Consider the following 18,016-nt stretch of genomic DNA (forward strand, 5'->3'; position numbering starts at 1 on the left):
ATCAACTGCCTTCGACGGCGAGGGCGGGCGTGCCCTCGCTCTCCGTACCAGGACCGGTGATCGGCGGCACCGGAACATCGATCGTACGGGCCAGCCGCGGGCCGTCGGGCCCGTACACCGCCCGTGGCTCGGGGAACATCCGCAGCAGCGTCAGGTACAGCACCGCGGCAACAGCCAGCGACAGCGGCAGGCTGATGTCGATGCCGTTGACGAGATCGCCCAGCGGTCCGACGAACTGGCCTGGGATGTCGGTGAACAGCACACCGACCACGGCACCCACCCACCAGGCCGTCATGCCGCGCCAGTTCCAGCCGTGCGTGAACCAGTAACGGCCGCCACGCTGGCGGCGGTTGAAGACCTGGAGCGCGTCCGGGTCGTACCAACCGCGCCGGTTGTAGAACCCGAGCATCATCACGACCATCCAGGGCGTGGTGCAGGTGATGATCATCGTGGCGAACGTCGAGATGGACTGCACCAGGTTGAAGCCGAACCGGCCGATGAAGATGAACGCGATCGACAGGACTCCGACCAGGACCGTCGCCTGGACCCGCGACAGCTTCGGGAACACCGACGAGAAGTCGAGCCCGGTGCCGTACAAGGACGTCGTACCGGTCGACATGCCGCCGATCAGGGCGAGCAGACACACCGGCAGGAAGAACCAGCTCGGTGAGATGGCCAGCAGACCGCCCACGAAGTCCGGAGCCGCCGGGTCGACGTACTTCGGTGCCTTGGTCGCGATGATGCTCGCGGTCGCGAGCCCGAACACGAACGGCAGCAGGGTCGCGATCTGGGACAGGAACGCGGCGCCGACTACCTTGCGCCGCGCCGTGTCCGCCGGAATGTAGCGCGACCAGTCGCCGAGGAACGCGCCGAAGGACACCGGGTTCGACAGCACGATCAGCGCCGAGCCGATGAAGGAGGGCCAGAACAGTGCCTGCGTCGCCGAGTCGGCCGAGGCCGTGAAGGCACCGGCGTACGAGGGATCGAAATCACCGGCGAAAGCGATCGCTCCGAGCAGGAAGAGCAGGGTCGCCGAGGTCACCGCGATCTTGTTGACGAACAGCATGAACCGGAACCCGTACACGCACACCGCGAGCACCAGGAAGCCGAAGAGCCCGTACGCGACCACGTACGACAGGTTGTTCTGCTCCAGTCCGAACAGCCGGTGCGCGCCGCCGACCAGAGCGTCTCCGGAACTCCACACCGAGATCGAGAAGAACGCGACGGCCGTGAGCAGCGACAGGAACGAACCGACGACGCGGCCGTGCACACCCAGGTGCGCAGAGGAGGCGACGGCGTTGTTGGTGCCGTTGACCGGGCCGAAGACCGCCATCGGGCACAGGATCAGCGCGCCGACGACGACTCCGAGGAGAGTGGCCGCGAGCCCTTGCCAGAAGGAGAGGCCGAAGAGAATCGGGAAGGCCCCGAGGACGCAGGTGGAGAAGGTGTTCGCACCGCCGAAGGCGACTCTGAACAGGTCGAGCGGCGACGCGGTGCGGTCCGCGTCGGGGATGCGCTCGACGCCGTAGGTCTCCACCTCGGTGAGAGACTGCGACGACGTGGCGGGGGAATTCTCGGACAAGAGTGTGCTCCAGCGAAGTGCTTGGGCCCGGACGCGGGCGATGGAGCGCGTGATGGCGCGAGGGGAGAACGGCCCCGCCTTCGCCGCAGGGGTGTGCGGTGGGAGCGGGAGCCGTCCTGGGAGGGTGTGCCGACGCTAAAGCCGGGCCGGTGATCTGCGCCAGCAGGTAGAACATCCATCTTGCGCGTCAGAGGTGGAGCATTCATCCATTGCGGGGAATGCCCGCCGGCTCAGCCCTCGGGTGCCGCGCGACGCGCCGGCCGTGGCGACCGGTGGACGGTGACAGCGATGACCGAGCCGTCGGGCGGCCGCTACCGGCACGACGAGTACTTGAAGAGCGTTCTGTTCCAGATTGCAGGAAGTCGTCCATCACCAGGCGGTGGGTCAAGAACGACCGCTTCAACCATGCCGGCTATCTCTGGGCGTTCTCCGCAGTCACCGCTTCCCCCGGTGCCAAGTCCCGCTGCCGCAGGCGGCGGGACGACCACGGGGACTGGCACGCCGCCGCCCATCGCAACCTCTGCAAGCGCATGATTCGGCCAGCTGTACCACTGCCTCCAGCGCGGCCGCTGCTTCGATGAGGCCGTTGCCTTCCCGTCAGCGTCTGCCCTGGTGGCCGCTTAGCTCGCCCGCGGCCCCGGCGGCCGCACCCACGGCGCAAACCGCTGATCAGGGGCCGTGTCATCGCGCCAGTACCGCAGAACTGTTTCCTGCACGACCTCGACGTGTTCCGCGGCGATGAGACAGGAGACGGGCTCCGGTCCGCCCGCGTCCGCCTCGAACGCGACGAGAATCAGCGGCTCTTCACCGATCTGACCAGTGACTCGCGCCAGTTCCTCGCTCGTCGGCGCACGGAACACCGGGTCGTGGAACTGCGTCGGGCACCTGACGAGCGCGGGATGGGCGAAGACCAGCTCCAGCCCATGGTGACAGGCGAGGTCATGCCCGGCCGCCAGCCGGAGCTCAGCGGCGTTCCAGGCGATGACGTCCCAGTCCCACCACGACCCATCAGGGAGCTGAATGCCTCCGTGCCGGCGTTCCGCGTCCACCCTCAGCCCTCTGCCTGTTCGAACAGGTCGACAGGCTACACACGGACTCACCACCACGACCTTGCCTTCTCAAGCGCCCGAGGTGTCTATGCGCTCGCAGTACTAGCCAGGCCAACTGACCGAGGTCTCGAAGCCTGCGCTGTCGCAGTAAGACACTGCTCGCCCCTCAGCCCCCTCGTCGCCGTCAACCGCGTTGACGGTGTCATCGAGGATGCGGGTGCCACCGTGTTCCAGTCCTGCCCGGTCCAGCCTTTTTGAGGCCTCGATGACCGCACGCCCTGCCCACTCGGTGTTGTCGAGCTCGGGCGACTGACTCTGCCCGTCACCGGTATCGCCGTCCGCTTCGTCGGTTGTTGCGGCGTGCGCCGCATCCTGCCAGGACCCCAGCTTGGTGCAGTAGTCCCGTTGCCACCCCTTGGCCTGCGCTGGATCGTCTGACGAACAACCGCTCACCAGGACGGTCGCGACGACGACGGCCGCTGCTCCCCTGACTACTCGTGCAATCCCGCAACTGTGCTGCATGGACATGCCCTCCCCGAACCTGCCGACACAGAGTATGGATCACGAAGGCGTCGCCTTGCGCCGATCTCCACGGATCGTCACCGGATCGCCGAGGAGTAGGTAAACGCCCAACACGGCGCGCCTGAAACTCCTCACGGAATGGGTACCCAGAGGCGCCCAACGCCGTCGCGCGCCTCGCACCGCAAGAAGCCCCGGCCTCGGGCGCCGCCCTCACTGGGGATGCTGCATTGCACCCGACACTGCCACTGGCCGGTGATCCCCTGAGCGAGCATCCATCGAGCAGCATCGTCGCGTAGCCGAACGATGGAAGCCAAGTCGGCATCAGCGGCGAGGCGAAATCGTATGCCGTTCACATCGCGATCTTCACACGGAAGCGCACGGCCCTGGTGGTGCCGCTCAGCCGATGTCGTACTTGTGTCACGGAGTTCCTACCGGATCGCGTTCAGGTGTCGCCAGCAGATGAGTACGCACCCGAGGATGAGGAACGCTTCGTGGACGTCCCGGATCTCCCAGCGGATGCGCAGGCGGCGGAACCAGGGCAGATGGGCAGAGGCACGTGCCACGACTCAACATCGGGCGCCCAGCCCAGAGCAAGTGTTTGGTGCCCCGGCGGGCGGTCAGTGGCTTCACACCGAGATCCCCGACGAGCCGACGGTACTCGTCATGGTCGTAGCCGCGGCAGCGGGCGCGCGCTCAGAGTCCGCCGGCCCGCGACACCTGCCTTCCCGTCACGTCAGCCTGGGGCCCCGCGGCGACGGCGGCGGACCCATCCGGATCGGAGTCACCGGGCGCGACGGGCGGTGCTGAAGCGGCGCTGGTAGGCCGCGGGGGCGATGGAGAGCTCCCGGGCGAAGACGCGACGGACGCTTTCGTAGCTCGGGAACCCGGCCAGCGAGGCCGCCTGGGTCGCGGTGTGCCCCTGGTCGAGCAGGGACTTGGCGATGTCGAAACGGATCGACTCGACGTACCGGGCCGGTGTGGTGGACAGCTCCTCCCGGAACAGGCGCGTGAGATGGCGGGGGCTGAGGTGGAGATGTCCGGCGAGCTCGTCGAGCGAGTGGTTGCCTCCGGGATCCGCCGTCACCAGGTCGACGACCGTGCGCAGGGCCGGGGACCGGGGCGGTGGGCCCTGCAGCGGCGCGGAGAACTGCGACTGGCCGCCCGCGCGTTGCAGATAGACGACCAGGGCGCGGGCGACGTCCCGGCTGACGTCGGCGCCGTGGTCCTCCTCGACGAGGGCCAGCGCACGGTCGATGCCGGCCGTGACGCCCGCCGAGGTGTAGGTGGTGCCGTCGCGCACGTAGATGGCGTCGGGTTCGACGCGGATCTTCGGGTGGCGCTCGGCGAGTTCGCGCGCGATCTTCCAGTGGGTGGTCGCGCGCTTGCCGTCCAGGAGGCCGGTGGCGCCCAGGACGAACGCCCCTGAGCAGACGGACGCCACCCGGCCGGAGCGGCCCGCCAGTTCCCTGGTGGCGTCGGCCAGGTCGCGGGTGACGGGCGCCCGGGGATAGACGACCCCGCCCGGCGCCGGAGCGAGCCTGCCACCTGGGACTCGTGTCTGGACGGTGTATCCCCGTTGTGACCTGAAGGCTCATCAGCGATCGGCTCAGGCCCAGGACGTCCAGGTCATCGGCCCAGCGCATGCGCAGCCGGTCGGTGTCGTCCAGGATCAGCGCATGGAGCTCCAAAGTGCCCTCGATCGTGTTCGATTTGAGGGAGTGGTGCAGGTCGAGCCAGGTGTCCTGGAATGCCGCTGTGACGGCGCAGACCGTGGTGGTCTTGCCGTGGCTGCCGGAGCCGCGGACCATGATTCCGCGAGTGCCGGGTCGTCCTGCCCCCACCTGCGCCGGCCCTGCGCCGCCGCCGACTCCGTACCCTGACAGCATGCGCATGCGCCCCACCCTGAGCTGGACCCCCGCCGCGGATCTGCGGCCGGGAACCACCGACCTGCAACCGGTCGTCGACGCGCTGAGCACCGGCGGTGTGCTGGTGCTCAGCGGCGCGGGCATCTCCACGGAATCAGGCATCCCGGACTACCGGGGCAAGGGCGGGAGCCTGAGCCGGCACACCCCGATGACCTACCAGGACTTCACCGCCAGCGCCCACGCGCGGCGCCGCTACTGGGCGCGCAGCCACCTCGGCTGGCGCACCTTCGGCCGGGCCCTCCCCAACGCCGGGCACCGGGCCGTGGCCGCTTACGCACGGCACGCCCGCGTCTCGGGTCTGATCACCCAGAACGTCGACGGCCTGCACCAGGCCGCCGGCAGCGAGGGCGTCGTGGAACTCCACGGCAGCCTCGACCGGGTCGTCTGTCTCTCCTGCGGCGCCTTCAGCCCGCGCCGCGAACTCGCCCGGCGGCTGGAGGCCGAGAACCCCGGCTTCGACCCCGTGGCCGCCGGGATCAACCCGGATGGTGACGCCGACCTCACCGACGCGCAGGTCGGGGATTTCCGCGTCGTGCCCTGCGCCGACTGCGGCGGCGTACTCAAACCAGACGTGGTGTTCTTCGGCGAGGCGGTTCCGCCACAGCGCGTCGAGCACTGCCGACGGCTGGTCCGTGAAGCGTCCTCACTGCTGGTCCTGGGCTCCTCGCTGACGGTGATGTCCGGGCTCCGGTTCGTCCGCCAGGCGCACCAGGAGGGAAAGCAGGTGTTGATCGTCAACCAGGACCCGACCCGGGGCGACCCGCACGCCCTCACCCGGGTCGCGCTCCCCCTGGGGCCGGCCCTGACCACCGTGGCCCACCGGCTGGGCATCCCGGTCGGCGGCGGGCCTGCGGACTGAGGCGCCCTCCGGCGGACATCCGCAGCCGTTTCCCCAGGATGGAAAGGCAAAGATCAGCAGGCCACGACTGCCCTGTCGATTCCGCACCGGCGCCGGCGCTACAGCTTCCAGTCGCGCAGCTGGTCGGCGACGTCCTGGACGCTGATACGGATGTCGCGGACCTTGCCGACCAGGTCCGACAGGGCACCGTAGGGAGGATCGATGCCTTCGCCGGCCTGCGCCATGTACTGGGCGGCGATGAACGCGGCGTACAGGCTGTTGCGGTGCGGGAGCGGCTCCAGGCGCACGATCGTGTGCAGCAGGGCCGCTGCGCGCCAGGCCGTGTCCGGGTCGGCTGTCGCGAGGGTGGGCATCCGGGTCTTGTGGCGGGCGACGGCGGCGACCAGCGCGGAGTAGTCCGCCACGGTCAGGTCGTCGTGGCCGAGCGCGTTCTCCTGGACGTCCAGCAGCCAGGAGACGTCGATGTAGAGGGGCGGCATCAGGCGGCAGCGGCCCCGTTGCCGCGTTCGGCGGGCGGCACTTCGTCGGGGAAGGCCTCGTCGAACTCGCCGCGCAGCCGCTCCGCCCATTCGGTGGCGCCCGCGACGAACTGTTTGCGCTGCATCTCGCGGATTCCGAGGTCGTGCAGGTACTGCTTGAGGCTCTTGCCCTCGGCGGCGGCCGCAGCCCGCACACCTTCGAGTTCCTCGTCGGTGAAGGACACGTTCAGCGATGGCATACCAGAGAGGGTACCTACTAGGTGCCTGTCCGTGAAGCGGGGCACCGGACCCGCCCTCCGGCACCGATTGCGATCGCGGTCCTGTACACGGTCAGTGCGGAACGCAACGGTCGGACCTCGTCCTGGACTCCGGACCCGACCGACGGCAGGCCGTCTCCGACCGTTCGTGGACGATGCGTTCGCGTTGGCCGAACTCTCCGTTCTTGGTCGTGTCCACTCGTTGACAGCGCCGCCTTGGGACTTCGGCCGACCGCGACTACCACAGGCCACCATCATCACGGTGCCACCGTCTCACCAGGATGACTTTCGGCCTGCAGCTCGAACCACATGGCCTTGCCGGTGGCGGTCCGGACACTGCCCCAAGCGTCCGCGAGCAGGTCGAGGAGCTCGATGCCCCGGCCGTTCTCCGCATCCGGGTCCGCTGCGCCGCGCGCGGGGCTGGAGGACTCCGTGTCCTCGACCTCGCACAGCAGGCGGGAGTCGCGCAGTTGCAGGTTGAGCCTGAGCGGACCGCGCGTGTGACGCGGCGCATTGGTGATCAGTTCACGCGCCGGCCGCGGGCCGGCCCGCCCTCACGTCCGGCAGTGGTGGAAAGCGGCGCATGCGGACAGAATTGTGATCAGTAGGACCGCACGCTCACAGCCATGCGGCGCAAGGCCGGTGTCCCGCCCACGGAAGGTGGAAGACATGCGGCACTACGATCTCGTCATCCTGGGGGCAGGCAGCGGCAACATGCTGCTGTCCGAGGAATTCGATCGCCTCCGGACCGCCATCGTCGAACCGGACCGTTTCGGCGGCACGTGTCTGAACCGGGGGTGCATACCGAGCAAGATGTTCGTCGTCGCCGCGGACGCCGCCGAGGGCGCGCGGGCGGCACGGCGCCTCGGCGTCCACGCGAGCGTCGCGCACGTCGACTGGAAGTCCGTCCGGGACCGCGTGTTCGACCGCATCGATCCGCTGCACGAGAGTGCGGTGGAGTACCGCAGAGGCCAGGGCGTCGACGTCTTCACCGAGGCGGCCCGCTTCGTCGCCCCGAAGGTGCTGGAGGTCGGGACGGAGCGGATCACCGCCGAGACGTTCGTCGTCGCTGTCGGGTCGCGGCCGGTGGTGCCGGACATCCCCGGCCTCGACACCGTCGCCTTCCACACCTCGGACACGATCATGCGGATCGACGCCCTGCCCGCGTCCATGCTGATGCTCGGCGGCGGCTTCATCGCGGCCGAGTTCGGCCACGTGTTCGCGTCGTTCGGCGTGGACATCACGATCGTGCAGCGCGGGCCACGCCTGCTCATGGCGGAGGACGAGCAGGTGTCGCAGCGCTTCACCGAGCTTGCCTCACAGCGGCACCGTGTGCTGCTCGGCGCCGAGGTCACCTCGGTCGCGCCGAAGGGGGACGGTGTGGCGGCGCTGGTGACGGGTCCGGAGGGTGAGCACGCCGTCGAGGCCGACATGCTGCTGGTGTGCGTCGGCCGCAGGCCCAACACCGACCGGTTGCGGGCCGTCGACGGCGGGCTGGAGCTGGACGAACACGGTCACATCGTCACCGACGACACCTACCGCACGTCCGTGCCCGGGGTGTGGGCACTCGGCGACGCGGTGAACCACTTCCAGCTCAAGCACGTGGCGAACGCCGAGTCCCGGCTGGTGCGGCACAACATCCTCCATCCGCAGGACGTGCGCACGCTGCCGAACAGGGTGGCGCCGCACGCGGTGTTCACCAGTCCGCAGATCGCCAGTGTCGGTCTCACGGAACAGGAGGCGCGGCGGCGCGGCATCGACTGCCTGGTGAGCGTCCGCGACTACGCCCAGACCGCCTACGGATGGGCCCTGGAGGACACCACCAGTTTCGTCAAACTCCTCGCGAGTCCGGCCGATCGCATGCTCCTGGGCGCGCACATCATCGGGCCCCAGGCCGCGACGCTCGTCCAGCCCCTGATCCAGGCCATGTCCCTGGGACTGACGGTGGACCGGATCGGGCACGACGTCCTGTACATCCACCCGGCTCTGACGGAAGCCGTCGAGCAGGCGCTGCTGGACCTGTAGTCGGGCGTAGCGGACGGGACGCACCGAGGGAACGGGATGCCCTGCCCGCCCGGTGCCGGGACCCACCGTCACCACCGCCGCGCCCCGAGAACCGCACGGCACGAGACCCGTATGTCCGGGACCCGCGCGGCCCCTGGCATGGCGTGGCCGACGGGCTCGGCCACCGCTCGCGGAGCCGGACCGCCGTGACCGGCGGCCCACGCACGGGGGACGAGCCGGGTCCGGCGGGGGCGTTGTCCTTGGCCTTGACCGCGTCGTCCCGCCGGTCCTCGGCGGTCTTCTCGGCGGCCTCGGCCCTGTCCTTGACGTCCTTTGCCTTTGTCGCCTCGGACTCGGCGTTCTTGCGGTGCTCGAGGGCCTCGGCCCGGCTGGCGGCGGCGTTCTCCTTCTCCGCCTTGGCCGTCTTCTCCTCGGCCTCGGCCGCGAGGCGCTTGGCGTGCGCGTCGGCGGCGGCCGCCTTGGCGTCGCCCTCGGACTTCACCGCGACAGCGAGTTTGGCCTCCGCGGTCTCCTTGTCCTTCTTGGCGTTGTCCCTGTGGACCTTGGCCGCGTCGGCCGCGGCCTTGGCCTGCACCTCGGCCGCCTCGGCGGCCTTCTTGCGGAACTCCGCGTTCGACTGTGCCGCCTGTGCCAGGGCGCGCTGCGCGATGGTCGCGCTGTCCCCGGCCGCGGCACGCGTTGCGGCCTCCGCGGTCTCGCCGGCCTTCTCCAGCGCCTGGAGTGCGGCAGCCGCACCCTTGATGACCTGGTCCTTCTGCAAACCGACCAGCAGACCCCGGCCCCGCGGAGCACCCGCCGCATCAGCGACGGCATAGGCGGCTTGGAGCGCGGTGTCCGACGTGGTCGCGGCCTTCTGTGCCGTGGTCAGCTGCGCCTTGACCACGGCGAGCTGCTTCTTCGCCTCCGCCTGCGCGGCGGTGATGGCCGCCTTGGCCTTGTCCACATCGGCCTTGGCCGGCGCACTGCGGTGTGGGTCTTGGCGACGATCCGGAACTTCTGTGCCGCCTAGCCATTGCACGTTGACGAGACAGCGTCCTTGCTGTTGTCGAACGTCGGCAGGTGCAGGCACTTGCCGGACGCCGCGTTCACCAGCGGACCGGCGCTGCGCACGTCGAACTTCCACTGCTGGGCCTTGGCACCGCCGCAGTCGCGGATCTGGATCTTCGTGCCGTCGGCGTTGCTGCCGTTCAGCACCTCCAGGCACTTGACCGAGTTGGGGTTGCGCAGGGTGTGGCCGCCATCGTACGTGGCCCACAACTGCCACTCGGCGGACGCCTGCGCCACCTCCTTGCCCAGCACCCGGTCGGGGTCGACCGGGTCGTGCCAGGCGCACGAGGCGAACCGGGCTTTGAGGTCCTCCACCGCGATACGGAACTCCGGGGACTCCGGCGTCGGCGCGGTCCTGGGGAAGCCCCCGGAAGCGAGGAAGATACGGGCGTCCTCAGCGAACACCCGCGGGACGAAGATCTCGTTCGGGACCGGGTCGCCGGAGTTCTTCTTCCACAGCTTCCAGGCTTCCTGCTCCTGGCTCGTCCCGCCGTTGGTGTACAGCGGGTCACCTATCGCGAGAACGGCCTTCTTCGTCTTGTCGTCCGCCTGCGGTGACGGGTCGTAGAAAGGCGACAGCAGGTCGATCGACTTGAAGTACGACTGGTAGAGACAGGGAAGCAGCCCCGTCTTGTCGAAGAGGTTCTCCTTCGCGGGGGCGCCGGGATAGCTGTCCAGGCCGCTGACGGTGGTGCCCCATGCCTGGCGGGTGTCGTCGGTCTTCTTCACCCAGGCGTCGGAGTCGTCGCTGTCCTTGTGCAATGACTGGGCGAACGCGCCGGTGCCCCAGGAGCGGTCCGCCTTCTGGTGCAACTGGTCCGCCGGCAAACGGCAAGGAAGCACTGGACAGGCCGTACATGTTCGGCCCGCCTCTGCGTAGGCCGTCGGCCATCAGACACTGGTCGAAACGCAGTTGCTCGGCTGCCTTGGCGTCGTACCCGTCGTAGGAGTCGGCGGCCGGAGCAGTGCGTGGATCACCGGCGACGGCCGAAGCCGGCTGTACCGCTCCGGTCGCGAGGAGAGCGAGGGAGAGGACCGGGACGACCGGAGTCGCTAGGCCCGCCGTCCATCTGGGGCGTCTGAAATGACGGCGTACAGGTCTACGCAACACGCGTATCCCTCTCTGTTGGGGTGGCTGCTGGAGGCGCACTCCTGGGAGGGACAGGTCAGGCCCGCACATGGGCCCTCACATGGGCCCTCACATGGTGTTGGCGCTCCCCCCGTGGACACGCCGAGCGCTCCCGGACATACGGACTGGCCAGGTCCGTCCAGGAGCGGACGCCACCATGGACATAACGCTGATTCTCATGGCAAGGACGTTACGGACAGGGGAAGTTACGGTCGGTAGCCTCGGCGCGAGGAGGAGGCTAGATGAATCCTGTGCGTAGCCTGTGAATGGCGTTTACCAACCCCTCACCGGTTTCACACCGTCACCACTTTCCGTAACCATGAGATCAACATCACAGTTGCGGCGAGCGTTGGGCGGGTCAGGATCCGGGGCGACGAGCTGTGATGCCGTTGGTCTGCGCTCAAGCCGGCAGGGGCCCGCGAGCCGCTCTTTCTCAGACCGCCGAGGTTGCGGGATGCGCCGCCGCCGAAGGCGACCCTGCCATTGAGTGTCCTGTCCGGGGTACTGACCATGGCAGCCCTCCTGCGGTGTTCCGAACGGGTACGGCGTGGTCCACGGCACCGACGGACCGTGGAAACCATGCCGTACCCCATGAGTTCACCGCAGCGGGGACCGCGCATCTTGAACGGTCCGATCACCCGTGGAACGAGTTGCTCACCACGTCAGGCGCGATGGCGGGGCCGGGTGTGTCACTTGATGCCCGTCGTTGCGATTCCCTGGACGATCTGCCGCTGGAAGACCAGGAAGACCGCGATGAGCGGGATGAAGCCGAGGACCGAGGAGGCCATGATCTCGGCGTACTGGGGGCTGGTGGGGTCCACCAGTGAGGCGAGACCGACCGGGATGGTCTGGGACTTGGTCTGGCTGAGGACCAGCAGTGGCCACAGGAACGAGTTCCAGGAGCCGATGAAGGTGAGGATCGCGACCGTGGACACCGCGGGGCGGCAGATCGGCATGCAGACGGTGGCATAGACCCGCCACCAGCTCGCGCCGTCGATGCGGGCCGCCTCGATCAACGCCGTGGGGATGCCGCGGAAGAAGGAGTGGAAGACGAACACCGAGATCGGTGCCGCGACCGACGGCAGGACCAGCGCCCAGAACGTGCCGAGCAGGTGGAACGACCGGTACTCGATGAACTGGGGCAGCACCAGCGCCTCGGTCGGCAGCATCAGGCCGGCCGCGACGACGGCCATCACCAGGGCCCGCCCCCGGAAGCGGAGAAAGGCCAGCGCGAATCCGGCCATCGAGCAGAAGGCCACCGTGAAGATCACGGCGAGTACCGAGATCACCAGGCTGTTCAGATACCAGGTGCCGATCGGGTGGTTGTCCCAGGCGGTCGAGTACGCGTCCAGCGACCAGCCGCCGGCGAAGACCGAGGTGGGGCTCTGGGTGATGGCGGCGTCGTCGCGCAGTGAGGTGATCAGTGCCCAGGCGAAGGGCACCAGCCAGATCAGGGCGAACAGGGTCAGGCACACGGCGCAGAGCCGGTTGAAGAGCTTGGCGCCGTTGACCGCGCCCTTCGGTTCGGCGGTCTGCGGCTGGGTGATGGTGGTCATGGGTCCTCCGCTCAGGCCGCGCTGCCGGTCGCGCGACGGCGCCGCAGCCCGTACCAGGCCGCCGAGATCGCGACGATGATGACGAAATACACCATGGTGGCGGCAGCGCCGTAGCCACCTCGGTAGGCGGTGAAGCCGGTGTCGTAGATGTACTCGATGACCGGTCGGGTGGATTGGTTGGGTCCGCCGCCGAGCAGCTGGTAGATCTGGTCGAACACCTTGAGCGAGGCGAGGATCTGCAGGATCAGCACCAGGCTGGTGGTCCGGCCGAGCAGCGGCACCGTGATGTGGCGGATCTGCTGCCAGGGGCTCGCGCCGTCGATCGCCGCCGCCTCGTAGACGTCTGCGGGGACGTCCTGGATCGCGGCGGTGTAGAGGACGAAGTTGAAGCCGAACGTCCACCACACGGTCATCAGCACGACGGCGGTCCAGCCGCCCGAGGTGCTGCCGATGAAGTCAGGTACCGGGAGTCCGACGGCGTCGAAGACCTTCGGGATGAGGCCGATCTGCGGGGTGTACATCCACAGGAAGACCAGGGTGACCACCGAGGACGGCACGACGTACGGCACGAAGAAGGCGATGCGGTAGAAGAGCCGGCCGCGGCGCATCCGCGAGGCCAGGATGGCGACGCCCAGGGCGAGGATCACCAGCGGGGGTGTGGTCAGCAGTGTGAAGAGCACCGAGTGCCACATGCTCTCCCAGAAGAGGGAGTCGGTGAGCACCTCGTGGTAGTTCGACAGGCCGACGAAGTCCCCGAGGCCGCTCTTGACGGTGGTGGTGTTGAAGAAGCTCAGTACCACGCCGACGAGCAGCGGGCCGACCAGGAACAGCAGGTAGATCACGAGGAAGGGGGCGGTGAGGAGTCTGCCTGCCCGGCGTTCGGAAGGGGTGGGCCGGTCGGTGGTGAGGTCTGTCGGGGATGCGGCTCGTGCCGGTCGCGTCGGGACGACGGTCGTCATGGTGACTGCCTCCTACTTCATCGTGACCGGCGGTCGGGACGTGGTGTACCGCTTCAGGGCCGAGCGCATCGCGGCCGCCATGCCCTTGGGCGTGATCCGCCCGGCGAGCGCCTCGATGACCGTCCCGCCGATCACGCCCTGGAAGTCCGAGCCGGCGCCGGTGTACCAGGCCACCGGGTCGTACTGGGCGTTGAACGCGGCCTCGACGTAGTTGCGTTGCGGCGACTGGTCGAGGAACGCCTTGCTGCGCTGCGTCGGCAGCCAGGCCGGGATGTGTCCGCCCTCGGCCCACACCGCGCTGCTGTCGAGGAGGCTCCTGACGAACTTCGCCGCGTTGCGGGTGCGGGTCTCGCTGCCACGGTCGTTGCGCGGCAGGACGAGTGCATGCGAGTCGGCGTACGCCACCGGCTTCGGGCCGAGCAGCGCCGGGAAAGGCACGACGTTGAACTTCAGGTTCTTGACCTGCCGGTACGTGGGGATCTGCCACTCGCCGTCGAAGAGGAAGCCGGCTTTCCCGGTGCTGAAGAGGGCGTTGGCGCCGGCTCCGGTGAGGTTCTTCGGCATCAGGTTCGGACCGGTCAGGCTCTGCATGAAGGCGACCGTCTCCTGCATCGCCTCGTCGTCGATGGCGATCTTCGTGCCGGAGTCGGTGACGATCGGGCCGGCGAGGCCGGAGTAGACCATGCTGAAGAAGCGCCAGGCCGTGGACGGGTCGGCCGTGATCGACATGACCGCGCCGTACTGGGCGCCGCCCGCGTCCTTCATCGCCTTCACCGCGCCGACGAAGTCCTCCTTGCCCTTGAGGGGCACGAGATCGTCGCCTGCGGCGTTCAGCAGGCCGGCCTTGCGGGCGATGTCCACGTTGTAATAGAGGACGAAGGGGTGCGTGTCGAGCGGGACCGCGTACACGGTGCCGTCCACGGTGGCCTTCTTCCAGGCCGCCGGCGTGAACTTGTCCTGCGTGACACCCAGTTCACCGAGGGGGGTCCGCTCGATCGGCTCCAGCAGGCCGGAGGCGGCCAGGAGCGGAAGCCGCGAGAGGTGGGTGATGCCGACGTCCGGCGGCGTGCCGCTCGCGGTGGCCAGTGCCAGCTTCGTGTAGTACGGATTGCCCCACCCCAGGACGGTCGCCTCGACCGTCGTGCCCGGGTTGGCCTTCTGGAACGCCTTCTCCATCAGCACCATGTTGGCGCCGTCACCGCCGGTGAAGAGGTTCCAGAAGATGACATCCGCCGTGTCCGGCTGTGAGCCCGTCAGGCCGGACGCGAGCGGGGAGGAACACGCCGCGAGCCCTCCGGTCAGGGCAAGGCCACCACCGAGGGCAAGAAACCGTCGGCGCGCCATCGCTCCGCTCATAGGGGTATTCACCTCGTTAATTCGATGTGAACTCGATGGCGCAGACCCTCGCACACGATTTGCAACGATGCAATAGAACGTCGGCAAGAAGTCCCCCCTCGGCCCGCTGTCGCCGCCGCGGCTCATTCCGGCTCGGGCTCGCGGCGCGAGGACTCCCGGACGACCAGCCGGTACGGCGTGGCCTCCTGGGGGGCCGCCACCACCGTTCCCACCTGCGCGTTCTCGCTCGACGCGGCCTCAGCGGACCCATCGGGAGCCTGCATCTGCTCCTCCAGCAGGGCCAGCGAACGCTCGGCGATGGCGTCGAGATCGGGGGCGATGGAGGTGAGCGGCGGGTGGGTGTAGGCGGACTCCTGAACGGCGTCGATACCGACGACGGCGACGTCCTCGGGCACCCGGACGCCAGAGGCGTCAAGGGCCCGCAGCGCACCGACGGCGAGCGCGTCGTTGAAGGCGAAGATCGCGTCGGGGAGCGGGCCGTTGCCTTCCAGCAGCTCGCGCACGGCCACGTAACCCTGCTCCCTGGTCCAGTCCTCGACCGGTACGACCAGCCAGTTCACCCGCCGCACCCGGGCCGCGGACATCGCCTGCTCGTACCCCTCGGTGCGCTGGCGGCCGTTCTCGCTGCCGTTGCGGCCGAGCGCGACGATCCAGCGGCAGCCCTGCTCCAGCAAGTGCTCGACGGCGGTGCGCGCGGCCGCCACGTTGTCGATGCCGACCCGCGGGAACTGGTCGCCGACGCTGTGCTCACCCAGCATGACCAGCGGAAAGTCCGGCTTCTTGGCGGCGATGTCGCTGGCCGGCAGGGTCAGGGCGCTCAGCAGCACACCGTCGGCGACATTGGTCAGACCGCCCTCGATGATCCGGCGCTCCACCTCACTGTCGCCCGCGGTCGACTCGACGAGCACCGTGATGCCGCGCCGGCCCGCGGCCCGGATCACCGCCTGGGCCAGCTCGGCGAAGTAGGGCTCGGCGAGGAACGGCACCGCGAGAGCGATGAAGCCGGTGCGGCCCGAGCGCAGGCCACGGGCCAGGTAGTCCATGCGGTATCCCAGCTCGTCGAGCGAGCGCTGCACCTTGGCGCGGGTGTCGGGGCTGACGTGCGAGAAGCCGTTGACCACGTTCGACACCGTCCGCACCGACACCCCGGCGTGCTCGGCCACGTCCCGCATCCGCACCTTGGCCACTGGGGCCTCCTTCCCGTCGTGCCGGCCCTCTCAGGGCCTGCCGGGCGGCCCAGGTCGGGCGCCCGGCAGGCTCTCAGAGTCTGCCGTACCCGGGTCCGTCTCAGCGTCGCATCCCGGCAGGACCTTGCATCGATGCAAACGATCACACATGATGGCAGGGCTTCGAGTCGTAGAAACGCCTATGCCGGGAATTCCGGAAAAGGCAGGAGGAGGGTCCGTGAGCGCGATCGAGCAGGACGGGACGTATCCGAGGCCGATCCTGCAGCGGGAGCGGTGGCACAGCCTCGACGGCGTCTGGGACTTCGGGTACGACGACGCCTGCCAGGGCGAGCGCGACGCATGGTTCTCCCCGGAGACGGCCGGCGCGTTCGACCGGGAGATCACCGTGCCCTTCCCGCCCGAGGCCCCCGCCTCCGGCATCGGCGAGACCGCGCCGCACGCGGTGGTCTGGTACCGCCGCCGCATACCCCACGAGGTCCTCGCCGCCAGCGGTGGCGACCGGGCCCTGGTGCACTTCGGCGCCGTCGACCACCGGGCCAAGGTCTGGCTCGACGGCCGCCTGGTCGCCGAGCACGTGGGCGGTCAGACACCCTTCACCGCCGACGTCACCGACGCCCTGCGCCCCGGCACCGACGAGCACGTCCTCGTCGTCCGCGCCGAGGACCACCCGGCCGACCTGGCACAGCCGCGCGGCAAGCAGGACTGGCAGGACCGGCCGCACGCGGTCTGGTACGAGCGGACCAGCGGCATCTGGCAGACCGTGTGGACCGAGACCGTCTCCGCTCAGCACGTCACCGACCTGGCCTGGACCCCCGACCCGACGCGCGGCGTCGAGGCCGAGATCACCCTGGCCTCGGGGCCCGCCGCCCCGGTCAGCGTCGAGATCGTCCTCAGCCACGACGGCGAGGTGCTCGCCCAGTCCACCACCGCAGTCCGCACCCCGCGCAGCCGCATCGATCTCGTCGTCCCCGCCCTGCGCAACGGCATCGACCGCGAGGATCTGCTGTGGAGCCCCGAGCGGCCCACGCTGATCGACGCGCGGGTGACCGTCCGGGACGCCGTCACCTCCCAGGTGCTCGACACCGTGGCCAGCTACGTCGGCCTGCGCAGCGCCGGCGTCGGCCGGGGCGCCTTCCTGCTCAACAACCGCCCCTACTACGTGCGTTCGGTCCTCAACCAGGGCTACCGCCCCGACACCCTGATCGCGAACTCCGGCACCGGAGAACTGCGCCGCGAGGTCGAGCTGATCAAGGCGATGGGCTTCAACGCGGTCCGTATCCACCAGAAGGCCGAGGACCCCCGCTTCCTGTACTGGGCCGACCGGCTCGGCCTGCTGGTGTGGGGCGAGACCGGGGCCGCGTACGAGTACGGCACCGAGGCCGTGGAGCTGCTCACCCGTGAGTGGCTGGAGATGGTGCGGCGTGACCGCAGCCACCCCTCGATCGTCACCTGGGTGCCGGTCAACGAGAGCTGGGGCTGCTCCGACGTCGCCAACGATCCGGCGCAGCAGGCCTACACGGTCGCGCTCGCGAACCTGACCCGCGCCCTGGACCCGACCCGCCCGGTCATGTCCAACGAGGGCTGGGAGCACACCGACAGCGACATCATGGGTGTGCACGACTACTCCTCCGACCCCGCGCTGCTCACCCGCCGCTACGGCGACGCCGCCGGGTTCGAAGCGCTGCTGGCCTCGCCGGGCCCGGCCGGGCGGACCCTCTCCCTCGGCGCGCGGCAGACGGAGCGCTACCGCTCCGGTGAAGTCCCTCTGATGGTCACGGAGTTCGGCGGTCTTTCCGTGGGCGCCGAGGAGGACGAGTTCTCCTACACGCGGACCAGCTCGGACACGCAGTACGCCGCTCTGCTCGGCGAGATCTTCGGGGTACTGCACAAGAGCCCGATCGTCGCGGGCTTCTGCTACACGCAGTTCATGGACACCGCCCAGGAGACCAACGGCCTCCTGTATACGGACGGTTCGCCGAAGCTGCCGCTGGAGACGATCCGCCGTATCGTCACCGGCACCGGGGCCGCCCCCGAGGAGAAGCCCGAGTCCCCGGCCCTGGCCGACGAGGTGCAGTGACCCGTGG

General features: G+C 69.2%; 14 protein-coding genes and 3 pseudogenes. 3 read left to right on the forward strand and 14 right to left on the reverse strand.

The window, feature by feature from the left end; genetic code table 11:
* Position 1: 1 nt before the first annotated feature.
* The 6 genes and pseudogenes from AB0D59_RS42295 to AB0D59_RS42320 all read right to left on the reverse strand — a co-directional run.
* Entirely contained in the window at positions 2-1,582 is a 1,581-nt protein-coding gene (locus tag AB0D59_RS42295; RefSeq protein WP_362576605.1) for a cytosine permease, read from the reverse strand.
* A 620-nt stretch (positions 1,583-2,202) separates the two neighbouring features.
* Positions 2,203-2,631: a hypothetical protein gene (locus tag AB0D59_RS42300; RefSeq protein ID WP_362576606.1), complete on the reverse strand. Its 429-nt coding sequence runs from the start codon at positions 2,629-2,631 to the stop codon at positions 2,203-2,205.
* A gap of 102 nt (positions 2,632-2,733) precedes the next feature.
* Positions 2,734-3,159 (reverse strand): hypothetical protein, encoded by a 426-nt coding sequence (locus tag AB0D59_RS42305; protein WP_362576607.1) that lies wholly within the window; start codon positions 3,157-3,159, stop codon positions 2,734-2,736.
* 233 nt (positions 3,160-3,392) lie between these two features.
* A pseudogene (locus tag AB0D59_RS42310) lies at positions 3,393-3,506 on the reverse strand (N-acetyltransferase); the annotation flags it as partial.
* Positions 3,507-3,581: 75 nt separating this feature from the next.
* Positions 3,582-3,716 (reverse strand): hypothetical protein, encoded by a 135-nt coding sequence (locus AB0D59_RS42315; RefSeq protein WP_362576608.1) that lies wholly within the window; start codon positions 3,714-3,716, stop codon positions 3,582-3,584.
* A 218-nt stretch (positions 3,717-3,934) separates the two neighbouring features.
* Positions 3,935-4,666 (reverse strand): annotated as a pseudogene (locus AB0D59_RS42320) (helix-turn-helix domain-containing protein); the annotation flags it as partial.
* Positions 4,667-5,037: 371 nt separating this feature from the next.
* Here AB0D59_RS42320 and AB0D59_RS42325 point away from each other — a divergent pair.
* Positions 5,038-5,937, forward strand: a complete 900-nt coding sequence (locus tag AB0D59_RS42325; RefSeq protein ID WP_362576609.1) for an NAD-dependent protein deacetylase — start codon at positions 5,038-5,040, stop codon at positions 5,935-5,937.
* Positions 5,938-6,035: 98 nt separating this feature from the next.
* Here AB0D59_RS42325 and AB0D59_RS42330 read toward each other — a convergent pair whose 3' ends face one another.
* The 3 genes and pseudogenes from AB0D59_RS42330 to AB0D59_RS42340 all read right to left on the reverse strand — a co-directional run.
* Positions 6,036-6,416: a toxin Doc gene (locus AB0D59_RS42330; RefSeq protein ID WP_362576610.1), complete on the reverse strand. Its 381-nt coding sequence runs from the start codon at positions 6,414-6,416 to the stop codon at positions 6,036-6,038.
* Complete coding sequence (locus AB0D59_RS42335) at positions 6,416-6,655, reverse strand: hypothetical protein (protein ID WP_181803443.1); 240 nt, start codon at positions 6,653-6,655, stop codon at positions 6,416-6,418. Before AB0D59_RS42335 ends, AB0D59_RS42330 begins: the two co-directional genes overlap by 1 nt.
* A 275-nt stretch (positions 6,656-6,930) precedes the next feature.
* A pseudogene (locus AB0D59_RS42340) lies at positions 6,931-7,200 on the reverse strand (ATP-binding protein); the annotation flags it as partial.
* Between the two features lie 142 nt (positions 7,201-7,342).
* Here AB0D59_RS42340 and AB0D59_RS42345 point away from each other — a divergent pair.
* Positions 7,343-8,698, forward strand: a complete 1,356-nt coding sequence (locus AB0D59_RS42345; protein ID WP_362576611.1) for a mycothione reductase — start codon at positions 7,343-7,345, stop codon at positions 8,696-8,698.
* A gap of 1,005 nt (positions 8,699-9,703) precedes the next feature.
* On the opposite strand, the gene AB0D59_RS42350 is transcribed toward AB0D59_RS42345, so the two are convergent.
* The 5 genes from AB0D59_RS42350 to AB0D59_RS42370 all read right to left on the reverse strand — a co-directional run bounded on the left by AB0D59_RS42350 (position 9,704) and on the right by AB0D59_RS42370 (position 15,932).
* Positions 9,704-10,573, reverse strand: a complete 870-nt coding sequence (locus tag AB0D59_RS42350) for an RICIN domain-containing protein (RefSeq protein WP_362576612.1) — start codon at positions 10,571-10,573, stop codon at positions 9,704-9,706.
* A gap of 990 nt (positions 10,574-11,563) precedes the next feature.
* The gene (locus AB0D59_RS42355) at positions 11,564-12,430 is read right to left on the reverse strand and encodes a carbohydrate ABC transporter permease (protein WP_362576613.1); all 867 of its coding nucleotides are present in this window, start codon (positions 12,428-12,430) and stop codon (positions 11,564-11,566) included.
* 11 nt (positions 12,431-12,441) lie between these two features.
* Positions 12,442-13,389 (reverse strand): sugar ABC transporter permease, encoded by a 948-nt coding sequence (locus tag AB0D59_RS42360; RefSeq protein WP_362576614.1) that lies wholly within the window; start codon positions 13,387-13,389, stop codon positions 12,442-12,444.
* A 12-nt stretch (positions 13,390-13,401) separates the two neighbouring features.
* Complete coding sequence (locus AB0D59_RS42365) at positions 13,402-14,745, reverse strand: extracellular solute-binding protein (RefSeq protein ID WP_362576615.1); 1,344 nt, start codon at positions 14,743-14,745, stop codon at positions 13,402-13,404.
* Positions 14,746-14,867: 122 nt separating this feature from the next.
* Positions 14,868-15,932 (reverse strand): LacI family DNA-binding transcriptional regulator, encoded by a 1,065-nt coding sequence (locus AB0D59_RS42370; protein WP_362576616.1) that lies wholly within the window; start codon positions 15,930-15,932, stop codon positions 14,868-14,870.
* Positions 15,933-16,149: 217 nt separating this feature from the next.
* Here AB0D59_RS42370 and AB0D59_RS42375 point away from each other — a divergent pair, with 217 nt between their 5' ends.
* Complete coding sequence (locus AB0D59_RS42375; RefSeq protein ID WP_362576617.1) at positions 16,150-18,009, forward strand: glycoside hydrolase family 2 TIM barrel-domain containing protein; 1,860 nt, start codon at positions 16,150-16,152, stop codon at positions 18,007-18,009.
* Positions 18,010-18,016 lie beyond the last annotated feature (7 nt).

Origin of the sequence: Streptomyces sp. NPDC048417 (assembly GCF_040651615.1) — a bacterium.
GTDB lineage: Bacteria > Actinomycetota > Actinomycetes > Streptomycetales > Streptomycetaceae > Streptomyces.

Excerpts from the sequence above, each read along its gene's own strand:
- AB0D59_RS42305 (WP_362576607.1), bottom strand. The coding sequence starts at position 3,159 with ATGTCCATGCAGCACAGTTGCGGGATTGCACGAGTAGTCAGGGGAGCA.
- AB0D59_RS42325 (WP_362576609.1), top strand. The coding sequence starts at position 5,038 with ATGCGCATGCGCCCCACCCTGAGCTGGACCCCCGCCGCGGATCTGCGG.
- AB0D59_RS42330 (WP_362576610.1), bottom strand. The coding sequence starts at position 6,416 with ATGCCGCCCCTCTACATCGACGTCTCCTGGCTGCTGGACGTCCAGGAG.
- AB0D59_RS42335 (WP_181803443.1), bottom strand. The coding sequence starts at position 6,655 with ATGCCATCGCTGAACGTGTCCTTCACCGACGAGGAACTCGAAGGTGTG.
- AB0D59_RS42345 (WP_362576611.1), top strand. The coding sequence starts at position 7,343 with ATGCGGCACTACGATCTCGTCATCCTGGGGGCAGGCAGCGGCAACATG.
- AB0D59_RS42355 (WP_362576613.1), bottom strand. The coding sequence starts at position 12,430 with ATGACCACCATCACCCAGCCGCAGACCGCCGAACCGAAGGGCGCGGTC.
- AB0D59_RS42360 (WP_362576614.1), bottom strand. The coding sequence starts at position 13,389 with ATGACGACCGTCGTCCCGACGCGACCGGCACGAGCCGCATCCCCGACA.
- AB0D59_RS42365 (WP_362576615.1), bottom strand. The coding sequence starts at position 14,745 with ATGAGCGGAGCGATGGCGCGCCGACGGTTTCTTGCCCTCGGTGGTGGC.